Source organism: Corynebacterium bouchesdurhonense (genome assembly GCF_900078305.2).
GTDB lineage: Bacteria > Actinomycetota > Actinomycetes > Mycobacteriales > Mycobacteriaceae > Corynebacterium > Corynebacterium bouchesdurhonense.
This window is the reverse complement of record NZ_LT546028.1, coordinates 437,592-451,542: the sequence shown is the minus strand read 5'-3', so window position 1 is coordinate 451,542 and position 13,951 is coordinate 437,592. Positions and strand designations below refer to the sequence as shown.

Below are 13,951 nucleotides of genomic sequence, written 5' to 3'. Positions count from 1 at the left end.
TCCCGGAATGCCACCCTGCGCTAACCCGCGAACTCCGCCTTGAACCCGCGCAGCCGCAGGGAGTTCGACACCACGAACACCGAGCTGAACGCCATCGCGATGCCGGCCAGCATGGGGTTGAGCCAGCCCAACGCCGCCACCGGGATGAGGATGACGTTGTAGGCGAAGGCCCAGAACAGGTTTGCCCGGATGGTGCGCAGCGTGCGGCGCGACAGCCTGATGCCGTCCACCGCGGAGCCGAGCGAGTCGCGCATCAGGGTGATATCGGAGGCCTCGATGGCCACGTCCGACCCCGCGCCCATGGCCATGCCCAGGTCCGCGGCGGCCAGGGCGGCGGCGTCGTTCACGCCGTCGCCCACCATGGCCACGTTCTTGCCCTGCGCCTGCAGCGCGCGCACCACGTCGACCTTGTCCTGGGGCAACACCCCTGCGGTCACGTCCGCCTCGTCGATGCCAACCTCGCGGGCGGCGGCCAGTGCGGCACCCTCGTTGTCGCCGGTGAGCAGGTGCGGGGTCAGCCCCAGCTCCTTCAGCCGGGCGATGGCGGCGGGGGAGTCGGCCTTCACGGTGTCGCGCACCGCGATTACGCCGGCGGCGCGCCCGTCCACCTCCACGGCCACGGCGGTCGCCCCGCCCGCTTCGGCGGTGTCGAAGGCGCTGCGCAGCACGCCGAGCTCGGTGGTGGGCCGGCCGACGCGCACCTCGTGGCCGTCGACAAGCGCTATGGCCCCCTGACCGGGCTCGTTGCGGAAGTCGGTGGCCTCCGGCGCATCGGTGGTTTCGGCGATCGCTTGCGCGATCGGGTGTTCGCTTTGCTTCTCGACGCCAGCCGCCAGCCGCAGCACCTCATCCTCACCAAAGCCCTCCGCGGGCGTCACCCCAACCACCCGCATCCGGCCGGCGGTGACCGTGCCGGTCTTGTCCAGCACAATCGTGTCGGCCTGGCGGGTGGATTCGAGCACCTCGGGGCCTTTGATGAGAAGGCCCAGCTGGGCGCCGCGGCCGGTGCCCACCAGGATGGCGGTGGGGGTGGCCAAGCCCAGCGCGCAGGGGCAAGCGATGATCAGCACCGCCACGGCGGCGGTGAACGCGGGCGCGGTGCCGTGGCCGAGTGCCAGGTGCACCACCAGCGTGACCAGCGCGATCGCGATGACGGCGGGCACGAACACCTGCGAGATGCGGTCCACCAGGCGCTGCACCGGGGCCTGGCCGGACTGGGCGTCCTTGACCAGCTTGCCCATCTGGGCCAGCGTGGTGTCAGCGCCGACCCGGGTGGCCTCCACCACGAGGCGGCCCGAGGTATTCAGCGTGGCGCCGGTGACGGTGTCGCCCTCCGTTACCTCCACGGGCACGGACTCGCCGGTGAGCATGGAGGCGTCCACGGCGGAGTGCCCGGAGACCACGCGGCCGTCGGTGGCGATCTTCTCGCCCGGGCGCACCACAAACTGGTCGCCCACCTGCAGCTGCGCCACCGGCACGCGCACCTCCCGGCCGTCGCGGATCACCGCGGCATCCTTCGCTCCCATGTCCAGCAGCTGGCGCAGCGCCTCGGAGCTCTGCCCCTTCGCCTTCACCTCGAACCAGCGGCCCAGCAGCAGGAAGGTGATCACCACGCAGACGGACTCGAGGTAGATCTCGTCCATGGTGGCGTGGGCCGGGTTGAGGCTCATGTGCATCTTCATGCCCGGCTCGCCCGCGTTGCCGAAGAACAGGGCGTAGATGGACCAGAAGTACGCGGCCGTGGTGCCGAGGGTGATCAGCGTGTCCATGGTGAAGCTGCCGTGGCGCAGGTTCAGCCACGTGGCGCGGTGGAACACGGAGCCCGCCACGAAGTACACGAGCGTCGTGGCGGCAAACGCCGCCCACTGCCAGTTGGTGAATTGCCATGCGGGGATCATGGACACCAGCATCACGGGCACGGAGATCAGCGCCGACCAGATCATTGTGCGCTTCAGCTGCTCGGCCTCGGCGTTGCGCGCGTCCTCCAGCTGCGCCTCTTTGCTCGCGCCGGCGGCGGGCGCGCCCGCGCCCTCGCCCGCCGTGCCCGCCTCTTCGCCTGCGCCGACCATCTCGAACGCGTCGTAGCCCGCGCCGCGCACCACCTCGATGAGCTTGGCGGGGTCCGCCTTTGCAGGGTCATAGTCCACGGTGGCGGTTTCCGTGGAGTAGTTCACCGCCGCCTCAACACCGTCGAGCTTGTTCAGCTTGCGCTGAACCCGCGACGAGCAAGACGTGCACGTCATGCCCGTCACGCCCAGCTCGATGTGCTGTAGGGCGGTTGGGGTCGGGTTTTTCTCGGGTGCGGTCATACTTCCACTGTATGCCCCGCGTCAAGGGGCATCCCCCGGCCCCCAAAACCGCGACCCCCGAGTCTGGCCAGCTTATGCCAGCGTGTAGCCGGCTTCCTCCACGGCGGCGGCAACGTCCGCGTCAGAGAAGCCCTCGCCGTCCACCACCACGTCGCCGGTGGTGTGATCGGCCTTCACCCCGGTCACGCCGGAGATCTCGCCGATCTCCTCCTGCACGCTCAGCTCGCAGTGGCCGCAGGTCATGCCCTCAACTTTGTAGGTGGTCTGTGCCATGGTTGTCTCCTTTGATCGTCGAAAAGCAACTGCCCCCAACGCTACGCCGAAATCTCAAACCCGGCGTTCTGCGCGGCCTGCAGCACCTCGTCGCCGGAGAAGTCCTCGCCGGTGATGGTCATGGTGCCGGCGTCGGTGTCCACATCCACGGTGTGCGTGCCCTCGATGAGGGAAACTTCGTCGATCAGCGAGTCGACGGCGGCCTCCGTGGAAGGGCCGGAGATACGGTAATTCTTGGTCATAAGCACTACCTTTGCGCGAGTTAGCAGGCCTAAAAGCCTGGCTGGGAATCAAACTGCCCCTGGTGCGGTTGAAACAGTTCGTACCTTAACAAACCCCACGCAAGGAGTGAGTCATGAGCACGATCGATGTAACCGAGGACACGTTCGAGCAGACCGTTACCCAGGGCACCGTCTTCGTCGACGCCTGGGCTTCCTGGTGCGGCCCCTGCCGCCAGTTCGCACCCGTGTACGAGCAGGTCTCCGAGCAGCACCCCAACGCCACCTTTGCCAAGCTGGATACCGAGGCGAACCAGCAGCTGGCCGCCGCGCTGGAGATCCAGGCCATCCCCACCCTGATGGCGTTCCGCGACGGCATCCTGGTGTACCGCAACGCCGGTGCCCTCCCGGCATCCGCGTTCGAGGACCTGGTTTCCCAGGTCGAGGCGCTGGATATGGACGAGGTTCGCCGCCAGGTAGCGGAGCAGCAGGCGCAGGAGGGCCCGCTTGAAGACGATCCCTTTGAAGACGACGCGGAGTAAGTAGCGCCGGTGCGCCGGCACGCCGGCGCACCGGCGCTGGGCTGCGGTGATGCGTACACTCGGGGCGGTCAGCAGCGAAACGCGACTTACCCCGGCGCCCGCGCGGCGCCCCGACGGAAGGATGTACGTCATGGCGAACCCGTTCTCGAAGGGCTGGAAGTACCTCATGCAGTCGTTCGACTCCAAGATCGACGAGAACGCCGACCCCCGGGTGCAGATCCAGCAGGCGGTGGCCGCCGCGAAGCAGAACCACCAGGAGGTCACCCAGCACGCGGCCGCGATCATTGGCAACCGCAACCAGCTGGAGATGAAGCTGGACCGCCTGATCAAGTCCCAGGAGGATCTGCAGGCCAAGACCCGCACCGCGCTGCAGGCGGCGGACAAGGCCGCCTCCGAGGGCGATGCGGAGAAGGCGCAGCAGTACAACTCCACCGCCGAGGTGCTCGCCTCCCAGCTGGTGGCAGTGGAGCAGGAGCTGGAGCAAACCCGCCAGGCGCACGCGGCGGCGGCGCAGGCCGCCAAGGAGGCGCAGGCCCAGCAGCAGCAGTCCGAGGCGCGCCTGCAGGAGCAGCTGCAGCAGGTCTCGCAGCTGGAGTCCCAGCTGAACCAGGCGAAGATGCAAGAGCAGACCGCCCAGACGATGGACACCATCCAGCAGTTTGGCGGGAATGACAACGTGCCCACCCTTGATGGCGTCCGCGACAAGATCGAGCGCCGCTACGCCAACGCGCTGGGCGCCCAGGAGCTGGCCAAGACCTCGATGAATGACCGGATGGCGGAGATCGAGGCGGCGGGCACCGACATCGCCGCGTCCAACCGCCTGGCTGAGATCCGCGCCTCCATGGGCGGGGAGCTCGAGTCGGGCACCGGCGCGGGCGACCGCGCGCTGGAGCAGGGCGCACCGGCGGAGGAGGACACCACCACCACCGGCGAGGACGGCGCGGAGAACGCGGAAAAATAGCCGCTGCGCCGGGCCTTCCGGCTTAGCCGCGGTGGATGTTGATCAGCACGCCGCGGATGCCCGAGTGGAAGCCGTCGCGCAGGTTGACCCGCTGCGCCTCGCTGAGCGTGTACTCGTGCAGCGTCTCGCAGGCGAACTGCAGCAGCGGGCGGTCAATCTCCGGGGGCAGGCCGCCACCAGAGAGCATGTGCGCCTTGTCGCGCTGCTCCGAGGTGGCGGCATTTTCGTACCACCAGGTGGCGTACTGCTGGCCCACGTCGTACGGCGTCTGGAACCCCGCGGAGGACCACACCTCCTCGGGCAGTGGCACGTAGCGGGAACGCAGCTTGCGCCGCGGCGCCATCATGGAGGGCTTCGGCGCCGGCTTGGGGCGGTCCGCCGGCTCCGGGTTGCTCAGCGTCTGGTTGCCCGGCTGGTTGCTCTCGGTGTTCGCCTCCACCTGCGCCTCCGAAGGCTCGTCCACCTCGGGGTTCGCGGGCGCTTCGGTGCGCTGCTCCGCGGGGGCTTTGCCTGCCGACGGCACATTGTGGCGCCGCGCCGCCTCCGCCACCATCGCGGGGGAGGGGCGCTGCGGCTGGGGATCCGGCTGGGGGCTCACTTGGCGTTCCAGCGGCTCCGCGGCGGGCGCGGGTTGCTCAGGTGCGAGCTGCTCCGGCGCCGAGGCACCCACCTCGGCATCGGCAGAAGGGGTCTCGGAGGGGGTGGTGGCGGCACTGGGGGCGTCGCCAAGCAAAAGCTCCTCCTCCGGGGTGCTGAGCGGCTCCGGGCCGTACCCCGGCACGGCGCTGGGGCCGTCGTCTTGGCTGAGCGGCTCCGCGTCGCTGAGCGGGCGCTCGCGGATGGTCGGCGGCAGGGGGCCCTCGAGCACCTGCAGCTGCATCGCGTCGGAGAAGTCCTCGCGAGGGTCGATGATGGTGGTGGTGTCGCACGCGTGGCGCAGTGCGGAGGACATGGAATCCCACCCGAAGCCGTAGAGGTGCACGCGCACCCCCATGTCCGCGGCCTCTTGCACGCCGGGGATCATGTCGGCGTCACCGGAGACCAGCACAAAGTCGGTGAAGGTGCCCCGGGTGGCGTTGATCACCAGATCCGCCACCAGGCGCGTGTCCACCCCCTTCTGCGTGCGGCGTTCGCCCCACTCGATGAGCTGGCCGGTGCGCAGCTGCACGCCCGAGCAGGAGCGCAGCGAGCGCTGGTAGCGGTGCGGGCCGGAATCCGGGATGCCGTCATACCAGTACTGCCGGTGCACCGGCTGACCGAGTTGCTGGGTAATCATGCCGCCGAGGGTGGCCACCACCTCGGGCAGGTCAATTTCTAACTGTGCGCGGGCGCCGATCTCCCACGAGTTGTAAAAACTCGCGAGCAGGTAGGACGTGTCCACGAACACCAACGTGCGTTCAAGCATGGCTCCTAAGTTCCGATTCTTTCGATTAATTCATTGGTTTCAGCTCCCTAGTCTGCCGTATATGCCCGTGCTTTGTCACCGGCGGGGGCGTGGCCAGCGGGTTTGTGGCAGGACGAGCGGGGCGGGGGCGGCTTGCTGGGTTCGCGCGGCGCCCTTGACGGTCCGCGGGGCCTCTTCTATGGTTAGTTACGCAAGTAACTAACCAACCAACGTCCCACACGGGACCCGCGGAGCAAGAATCCGCGGAGAAGGGAGGCCGCCTGTTGAACGCCGATACCGAGCCGCTCTTCATTCAGGTGGCCCGTTTTGTCCAAGACCTGATTGTGGACGGCTCGCTCGAGCCTGGCCAGCGCGCGCCATCCACCAACGAGCTCGCCGCCTTCCACGAGATCAACCCGGCCACCGCCCGCAAAGGGCTCACGCTTCTGGTGGATGCCGGGGTGCTGGAAAAGCGCCGCGGCATCGGGATGTTCGTCACCGCCAACGCGCGCGATGTGATCACCTCCGAGCGCCGCGGGGAACTGGCCGGCAGCTTCATCGCCCCGCTTATCGACGAAGCCCTGCGCCTCGGCTACACCCGCGCGGAGCTCCACACCTTGATCGACAAAGTTGCAGAAAGTAGAGGCATGTACCGATGAGCCAGCTTCACCCGCCAGTGATCCACGCCCGCGGCCTCACGCGCGCGTTCCGCAAAAAGGAGGTGCTCACCGGGGTGGACCTAGACGTCGCCGCCGGCGGCATTCACGCCCTGCTCGGGCGCAACGGCGTGGGCAAGTCCACGCTGCTAAGCATCATCGCAGGCCAGCTGAGGCCCACCGGTGGGGAGATCGAGGTGCTCGGCCTGCCGCCCTTCGACAACGCGGCGGTGATGGACCGCGTGGCCTACACCGGCGTCGACGTGGCCTACCCCTCTTCTTGGAAGCTCCGCAATGTCCTGCGCGCCGCCGCGATGCGCTACCCAGGCTGGCAGCAGCCGCTGGCCGACGAGCTGACTGCGGACTTCGGCCTCGCTCCGGACTTAGAAACCGCCTACGGCAGCCTGTCCCGCGGCCAGCGCGCCATGACGGGCATCATCGTCGGCCTGGCCTCGGGCGCCGAGCTCACCCTCCTCGACGAGCCTTACGTGGGCCTGGACACCCACAACACCGACGTGTTCTACCGGCACCTGCTGGAGCAGGGCGCGACCGGCCGCACCATCATCATGGCCACGCACCACGTCGTGGACGCCGCCAAGATCCTGGACACCGCCGTCATCCTCGGTCGCGACGGCCGCGTAGCCCAGCACATCGCCGCCGAAGACGCCGACAACTACCTGGTTGCCGCCGGCTCGTTCGAGCAGCTCGAGGGGGCCATTGCTTATCGACGCTCCCCCCACTCAACCAAAGCCCTCACCCCCCGCCCCCCGGAAGCCGCCTTGGCCCCGGGAATCCGCCCCAGCCCCGCCGACCTCGGCGACGTGATCGAGGCCTACCTGGAGGTGTCCTAAATGCCCGCCCTTCCCGCTCCGTCGTTCTCCGCCCGCCGGCTGTTCTGGCTCCAGCTGAAGGCGGGCCCCTGGTGGCGCTTCTTCGTGATGCTCCCGTTCCTCCTCATTCTGCTGACGAGCGCGGCCATCGGCAGCCCGGTGGTTGCAGCCGTGGCGCCGAGCATGGCCGCAACCGTGCTCATGCTCATCCTCTACCCCGAGGACGACATGGCGCAGGCGTACGGGCTTACCCGAGAGCAGACAGCCGGCGTGGTGGCCTACGCGGCAGTCCCCGCGGCGGCCATCTCCTTCCTCGCCTCGGTGGTGGTGCACCCCGGCGGCATCAATTTCCTCGGCGGTTCCCTGGCGGTTATCGCCACCGCCGCGCTGGCCGCGAACAGCCTTCCCAACGACGAGCCGAAGCGCAAAAACCCCGGCGCCGGGGCAGGATCTGCAGCAGGCTCCGCAGCAGGCTCCGCAGCAGGCTCTGCGTTCGCGGGCGGCGCCGCGCCGCAGCGCGCGTGGTTCTACCCGGCTCTTTGGGCCGTCGTCCTCGGCGCCGCCACTGGCGTCGTGTACCCGCTGAGCGCCCACATCCCCAACGAGGGCATCCGCCAAGTTGTCGCGGTATTCCCTGCCCTCTTCTTGTGGTTCGCTGTGCTCTTCCGCCCGGAACTGCGCCCCGCCACCGCAAAGACCCTCGGGCTTACCCGCAAGCGTTGGGCGCTGACCGCCCTCGCAGTCGCCGTCGGCGCCAACGCACTCTTCGGCATCACCGCGGGAGCTATCGCATTGCTTTTCGACGCCCCCCTCCAACCAATTCCCGTCCTCGCCGCCGTCGGAGTCCTCGCCACCTTCGCCGCCCTGGTGAGCACCGTCAACGCGGAGCCGCTCGCCTTCGCCCTACTGTGGATGTTCTTCTTCCCCGCCCGCTTGTCCATGGACGTCGCGATGCCGGCCGGGTGGCAGGAAGTGTTGGTGGGCACCGCGGTGCTGAGTGCGGCCGCCGCCCTCATCAGTGCCGTCATCCTGGTCTTGTACCTATCCGGCAGGATCAACACTTCGACAAAAGCAGCGAGCTTCCTAGGCGTCGACGATTAGCCAGAAAAGCGTGTTGTGCTGCGGGTTTGTGTTGTTGTTGGTGTGTGTGTAACTTTATCTGGGTCAGCGAGACCGACAGCGCCCCGCTAGAGAGTGTGATTGCCTCTGGTGTGCGGGTGGATAAGAAAACGATCGTCTGGCAATAATTTTTCGGCGCTTGTGTGCGCATGGTTGTGTGTGCGGGGTGTGCGTGTGTTGTTTGAGAACTCGATAGTGTGCCAATGCATTTTTTGTTTGTGGATTGGTTGTGTGCCTGTGTGGTGCATTGCTGGCTGGTGCCTGTTTTTGGGTGTTGGTTGGTGTGTGCTGGTGGTGGTGCCTGCGAACCTTTGATGGTGGGTGCTGCTTTGTGGGCATGTGATTGTTCACGGTGTTGGTCTTTGTTTTGTCCCCGTCGGGATGTGGGCCAATGCTTTTGTAATTGAAGGATTTTTTGTTTTGCCAGCCTGGCATTTATGCGCTGCTGTTTTTGGTGGTGTGTGGTGTTGGTTGGTTTGTTTTTGGTTGGGTTTGGGCTTTTCACGGCCTGTTTCTGCTGAAACGTTTTTGTGGAGAGTTTGATCCTGGCTCAGGATGAACGCTGGCGGCGTGCTTAACACATGCAAGTCGAACGGAAAGGCCTCAGCTTGCTGGGGTACTCGAGTGGCGAACGGGTGAGTAACACGTGGGTGATCTGCCCTGCACTTCGGGATAAGCTTGGGAAACTGGGTCTAATACCGGATAGGACCATCGTGTTGTGGCGGTGGTGGAAAGTTTTTTCGGTGTGGGATGAGCTCGCGGCCTATCAGCTTGTTGGTGGGGTAATGGCCTACCAAGGCGTCGACGGGTAGCCGGCCTGAGAGGGTGTACGGCCACATTGGGACTGAGATACGGCCCAGACTCCTACGGGAGGCAGCAGTGGGGAATATTGCACAATGGGCGCAAGCCTGATGCAGCGACGCCGCGTGGGGGATGACGGCCTTCGGGTTGTAAACTCCTTTCGCCAAAGACGAATTTTGACGGTATTTGGAGAAGAAGCACCGGCTAACTACGTGCCAGCAGCCGCGGTAATACGTAGGGTGCGAGCGTTGTCCGGAATTACTGGGCGTAAAGAGCTCGTAGGTGGTTTGTCGCGTCGTTTGTGGAATACCGCAGCTTAACTGTGGGGTTGCAGGCGATACGGGCATAACTTGAGTGCTGTAGGGGAGACTGGAATTCCTGGTGTAGCGGTGAAATGCGCAGATATCAGGAGGAACACCGATGGCGAAGGCAGGTCTCTGGGCAGTAACTGACGCTGAGGAGCGAAAGCATGGGGAGCGAACAGGATTAGATACCCTGGTAGTCCATGCCGTAAACGGTGGGCGCTAGGTGTGAGTCCCTTCCACGGGGTTCGTGCCGTAGCTAACGCATTAAGCGCCCCGCCTGGGGAGTACGGCCGCAAGGCTAAAACTCAAAGGAATTGACGGGGGCCCGCACAAGCGGCGGAGCATGTGGATTAATTCGATGCAACGCGAAGAACCTTACCTGGGCTTGACATACACCGGATCGGGCTAGAGATAGTCTTTCCCTTGTGGCTGGTGTACAGGTGGTGCATGGTTGTCGTCAGCTCGTGTCGTGAGATGTTGGGTTAAGTCCCGCAACGAGCGCAACCCTTGTCTTATGTTGCCAGCATTTGGTTGGGGACTCATGAGAGACTGCCGGGGTTAACTCGGAGGAAGGTGGGGATGACGTCAAATCATCATGCCCCTTATGTCCAGGGCTTCACACATGCTACAATGGTCGGTACAACGCGCAGCGAGCCTGTGAGGGTGAGCGAATCGCTTAAAGCCGGTCGTAGTTCGGATTGGGGTCTGCAACTCGACCCCATGAAGTCGGAGTCGCTAGTAATCGCAGATCAGCAACGCTGCGGTGAATACGTTCCCGGGCCTTGTACACACCGCCCGTCACGTCATGAAAGTTGGTAACACCCGAAGCCAGTGGCCTGTCATGGGAGCTGTCGAAGGTGGGATCGGCGATTGGGACGAAGTCGTAACAAGGTAGCCGTACCGGAAGGTGCGGCTGGATCACCTCCTTTCTAAGGAGCTTATTTGTTTTTCTGCCTCACGGTTGTGGGGTGTGGTTGGTTGAGTCGCCGTGGGTGCGGCTGCCGACCGTGTTATTGAAAAATCCAGGTGGACATGCACCGGCGCCACTGGGTGTGGCGCTCATGTGGTGTGGCTGCGTGGGTTACGCAATCAAGTGTTTGCAAGCAGTGTTTTGTGTGTTGGCATGCTGTCGGGTGTCTGGGGCAACACGCTTTGTTGTGTGTGCCTGGATCTGCGCACTGTGCTTTAGCCTTGTTGTGGTTGGGGTGTGGTGTGTGGGTGTGGTGTGTGAGAACTGGAGAGTGGACGCGAGCATCAAGCTAGGCCTGCGCGCGCTGTTTGTGTGTGTGGGTTTGGTTTGTGTGTGATTTCTTCTTGTTTGTTGTGTTTTAGTATGTGTGTGTTTGTTTGTGTGTGTTGTTGATCAAGGGCGTACGGTGGATGCCTTGGCATGCTGGGCCGATGAAGGACGTGCGAGGCTGCGTTATGCCTCGGGGAGTTGCCAACGAAGCGTTGATCCGAGGATGTCCGAATGGGGAAACCCCGCACCAGTTGTGTGGTGTGACCTGCAGGTGAATGCATAGCCTGTGTGGGGGTGTACGCGGGGAAGTGAAACATCTCAGTACCCGCAGGAGAAGAAAACAATTGTGATTCCGTGTGTAGTGGCGAGCGATAGCGGATGAGGCTAAACCTGATGCGTGTGATACCTGGCAGGGGTTGCGTGTTGGGGGTTGTGGGATGTCACTGTGCATGCACTGCCATGTGTGCGAAGTGTTGATGCGTGTTAGCGGAAGGTGCTGGGATGTGCCGCCGGAGAGGGTGAGAGCCCCTGTACGTGAAGGCGTGTGTCGCATTTGTGTGATGTCCCGAGTAGCAGCGGGCTCGTGGAATCTGCTGTGAATCTGCCGGGACCACCCGGTAAGCCTAAATACTCAGTGTGACCGATAGTGAATTGAGTACCGTGAGGGAATGGTGAAAAGTACCCCGGGAGGGGAGTGAAAGAGTTCCTGAAACCGTGCGCTTACAATCCGTCAGAGCACCACTTTGGGTGTGATGGCGTGCCTTTTGAAGAATGAGCCTGCGAGTCAGCGGCATGTCGCGAGGTTAACCCGTTTGTGGGGTAGTCGTAGCGAAAGCGAATCCGAAATGGGTGTTTGTAGTGGCATGTCCTGGACCCGAAGCGGGGTGATCTACCCATGGCCAGTGTGAAGCAGCTGTAAGAGGTTGTGGAGGCGCGAACCCACTTAGGTTGAAAACTGAGGGGATGAGCTGTGGGTAGGGGTGAAAGGCCAATCAAACTCCGTGATAGCTGGTTCTCCCCGAAATGCATTTAGGTGCAGCGTTATGTGAGCTTGCCGGAGGTAGAGCTACTGGTTGGTTGAGCGGGACTATCATCTTAGCAATGTCAGCCAAACTCCGAATGCCGGTTGAAGTGTTGCATGGCAGTGAGACTGTGGGGGATAAGCTTCATAGTCGAGAGGGAAACAGCCCAGATCGCCGGTTAAGGCCCCTAAGGGTGTACTAAGTGGAAAAGGATGTGGGATCGCGAAGACAGCCAGGAGGTTGGCTTAGAAGCAGCCATCCTTGAAAGAGTGCGTAATAGCTCACTGGTCGAGTGGTTCCGCGCCGACAATATAGTGGGGCTCAAGTACACCGCCGAAACCGCGGCAACGTATTTTTGCGTTGGGTAGGGGAGCGTCGTGTGTGGGGTGAAGCCGTATCGTAAGGGGCGGTGGACTGCATGCGAGTGAGAATGCAGGCATGAGTAACGAATGATACGTGAGAATCGTATCCGCCGAATGATCAAGGGTTCCTGGGTCAAGTTCGTCTTCCCAGGGTGAGTCGGGTCCTAAGGCGAGGCCGACAGGCGTAGTCGATGGTCAACGGGTTGATATTCCCGTACCCGTATGTGCGCGACCTATACCAGAAGCGGTGATACTAACCACCCTGACGCTACCCACACGCATCTTTGATGTGTGTGGGTGGTTGATGCGTGGGGCCTGAGTCGTGGAGGTCAGTGATGGGGTGACGCAGAGTGGTAGCCAAGCCGCTTATTGGATTGCGGTGCAAGCGTGTAGCACTGGGGCATGTGAAATGCGGCCCCTATGGTGTGTGAGGCGTGATGCGTAGCCCATGAAAGGGTGATGTTGGTGATCCTGTGCTGCCGAGAAAAGCCTCTAGCGATGTGCATGTACGGCCCGTACCCCAAACCGACACAGGTGATCAGGTAGAGCATACTAAGGCGGTCGGGTGAACTGTGGTTAAGGAACTCGGCAAATTACCCCCGTAACTTCGGGAGAAGGGGGACCACACCCGGTGATGGCCACGTGCTGGTTTGAGCTGGGGGTGGGCGCAGCGAAGAGAGGGGAGCGACTGTTTATCAAAAACACAGGTCCGTGCGAAGACGTGAAGTTGATGTATACGGACTGACGCCTGCCCGGTGCTGGAAGGTTAAGAGGACCTGTTAGGTAGGAATACCGAAGCGGAGAATTTAAGCCCCAGTAAACGGCGGTGGTAACTATAACCATCCTAAGGTAGCGAAATTCCTTGTCGGGTAAGTTCCGACCTGCACGAATGGCGTAACGACTCCCCTGCTGTCTCAACCACAGGCCCGGTGAAATTGCACTACGAGTAAAGATGCTCGTTACGCGCGGCAGGACGAAAAGACCCCGGGACCTTCACTACAGCTTGGTATTGGTGTTCGGTGCGGTTTGTGTAGGATAGGTGGGAGACTGAGAAGCGGCCACGCCAGTGGTTGTGGAGTCGTTGTTGAAATACCACTCTGACCGTAGTGGATACCTGAACCTTGGCCCATGATCTGGGTTGGGGACAGTGCCTGGTGGGTAGTTTAACTGGGGCGGTTGCCTCCCAAAATGTAACGGAGGCGCCCAAAGGTTCCCTCAGCCTGGTTGGCAATCAGGTGTTTAGAGTGTAAGTGCACAAGGGAGCTTGACTGCGAGACTTACAAGTCGAGCAGGGACGAAAGTCGGGACTAGTGATCCGGCACCTACTTGTGGATGTGGTGTCGCTCAACGGATAAAAGGTACCCCGGGGATAACAGGCTGATCTTCCCCAAGAGTCCATATCGACGGGATGGTTTGGCACCTCGATGTCGGCTCGTCGCATCCTGGGGCTGGAGTAGGTCCCAAGGGTTGGGCTGTTCGCCCATTAAAGCGGCACGCGAGCTGGGTTCAGAACGTCGTGAGACAGTTCGGTCTCTATCCGCCGCGCGCGTTGAAACTTGCAGAAGGCTGTCCCTAGTACGAGAGGACCGGGACGGACGTACCTCTAGTGTGCCAGTTGTTCCGCCAGGAGCACCGCTGGTTAGCTACGTACGGAAGGGATAACCGCTGAAAGCATCTAAGCGGGAAGCCTGTTTTAAGATGAGGTTTCATTTGAGGTTCCCAGGAGACTACTGGGTTGATAGGCCAGAACTAGACAGTCAGTAATGACCACAAGGCGACTGGTACTAATACACCAACAATTAACCCGCACAATCACCTATGTGTACTGATACACACCGTGCAAACAAATCAACGAAACCACACACAGTTGTGTGTGTTCGCGTCCACTCACCAGTATCTGACACACCACACCAACCCAGGTGTGGCCCC

The 13,951-nt window shown here is 62.9% G+C and carries 9 protein-coding genes and 2 rRNA genes; 7 read left to right on the top strand and 4 right to left on the bottom strand.

Annotated features, from left to right (window positions below; all coding sequences use genetic code 11):
• Positions 1–20: 20 nt before the first annotated feature.
• From BN4252_RS06825 to BN4252_RS06815, 3 genes are all read right to left on the bottom strand, one after another.
• Complete coding sequence (locus BN4252_RS06825) at positions 21–2,309, bottom strand: heavy metal translocating P-type ATPase (RefSeq protein WP_066528015.1); 2,289 nt, start codon at positions 2,307–2,309, stop codon at positions 21–23.
• A gap of 72 nt (positions 2,310–2,381) precedes the next feature.
• Entirely contained in the window at positions 2,382–2,582 is a 201-nt protein-coding gene (locus BN4252_RS06820; protein ID WP_066528013.1) for a heavy-metal-associated domain-containing protein, read from the bottom strand.
• Positions 2,583–2,623: 41 nt separating this feature from the next.
• A complete protein-coding gene (locus BN4252_RS06815) occupies positions 2,624–2,824 on the bottom strand; it encodes a hypothetical protein (protein WP_066528011.1) in 201 nt (66 codons plus the stop codon).
• Between the two features lie 113 nt (positions 2,825–2,937).
• On the opposite strand from BN4252_RS06815, the gene BN4252_RS06810 reads away from it, so the two are divergent.
• A complete protein-coding gene (locus tag BN4252_RS06810) occupies positions 2,938–3,342 on the top strand; it encodes a thioredoxin family protein (protein WP_066528009.1) in 405 nt (134 codons plus the stop codon).
• A 130-nt stretch (positions 3,343–3,472) separates the two neighbouring features.
• Positions 3,473–4,303 carry a PspA/IM30 family protein gene (locus BN4252_RS06805; protein ID WP_066528005.1) on the top strand — a complete coding sequence of 277 codons (831 nt, stop codon included), beginning with the start codon at positions 3,473–3,475 and terminating at the stop codon, positions 4,301–4,303.
• Between the two features lie 22 nt (positions 4,304–4,325).
• On the opposite strand, the gene BN4252_RS06800 is transcribed toward BN4252_RS06805, so the two are convergent.
• Positions 4,326–5,708: an NYN domain-containing protein gene (locus BN4252_RS06800; protein ID WP_066528002.1), complete on the bottom strand. Its 1,383-nt coding sequence runs from the start codon at positions 5,706–5,708 to the stop codon at positions 4,326–4,328.
• A 263-nt stretch (positions 5,709–5,971) separates the two neighbouring features.
• Between BN4252_RS06800 and BN4252_RS06795 the strand changes: the two genes are divergently transcribed.
• From BN4252_RS06795 to BN4252_RS06775, 5 genes are all read left to right on the top strand, one after another.
• A complete protein-coding gene (locus BN4252_RS06795) occupies positions 5,972–6,346 on the top strand; it encodes a GntR family transcriptional regulator (RefSeq protein WP_066528000.1) in 375 nt (124 codons plus the stop codon).
• Positions 6,343–7,194 carry an ATP-binding cassette domain-containing protein gene (locus BN4252_RS06790; protein ID WP_078056819.1) on the top strand — a complete coding sequence of 284 codons (852 nt, stop codon included), beginning with the start codon at positions 6,343–6,345 and terminating at the stop codon, positions 7,192–7,194. The genes BN4252_RS06795 and BN4252_RS06790 overlap by 4 nt, the downstream gene beginning before the upstream one ends.
• The gene (locus BN4252_RS06785; RefSeq protein ID WP_066527997.1) at positions 7,195–8,274 is read left to right on the top strand and encodes a hypothetical protein; all 1,080 of its coding nucleotides are present in this window, start codon (positions 7,195–7,197) and stop codon (positions 8,272–8,274) included. It abuts the gene before it with no gap.
• 545 nt (positions 8,275–8,819) lie between these two features.
• Positions 8,820–10,327 (top strand): 16S ribosomal RNA (locus BN4252_RS06780).
• Positions 10,328–10,751: 424 nt separating this feature from the next.
• A 23S ribosomal RNA gene (locus BN4252_RS06775) occupies positions 10,752–13,830 on the top strand.
• Together the 16S and 23S rRNA genes form the textbook arrangement of a ribosomal RNA operon.
• Positions 13,831–13,951: the final 121 nt, after the last annotated feature.

Excerpts from the sequence above, each read along its gene's own strand:
- BN4252_RS06825 (WP_066528015.1), bottom strand. The coding sequence starts at position 2,309 with ATGACCGCACCCGAGAAAAACCCGACCCCAACCGCCCTACAGCACATC.
- BN4252_RS06820 (WP_066528013.1), bottom strand. The coding sequence starts at position 2,582 with ATGGCACAGACCACCTACAAAGTTGAGGGCATGACCTGCGGCCACTGC.
- BN4252_RS06815 (WP_066528011.1), bottom strand. The coding sequence starts at position 2,824 with ATGACCAAGAATTACCGTATCTCCGGCCCTTCCACGGAGGCCGCCGTC.
- BN4252_RS06810 (WP_066528009.1), top strand. The coding sequence starts at position 2,938 with ATGAGCACGATCGATGTAACCGAGGACACGTTCGAGCAGACCGTTACC.
- BN4252_RS06805 (WP_066528005.1), top strand. The coding sequence starts at position 3,473 with ATGGCGAACCCGTTCTCGAAGGGCTGGAAGTACCTCATGCAGTCGTTC.
- BN4252_RS06800 (WP_066528002.1), bottom strand. The coding sequence starts at position 5,708 with ATGCTTGAACGCACGTTGGTGTTCGTGGACACGTCCTACCTGCTCGCG.
- BN4252_RS06790 (WP_078056819.1), top strand. The coding sequence starts at position 6,343 with ATGAGCCAGCTTCACCCGCCAGTGATCCACGCCCGCGGCCTCACGCGC.
- BN4252_RS06785 (WP_066527997.1), top strand. The coding sequence starts at position 7,195 with ATGCCCGCCCTTCCCGCTCCGTCGTTCTCCGCCCGCCGGCTGTTCTGG.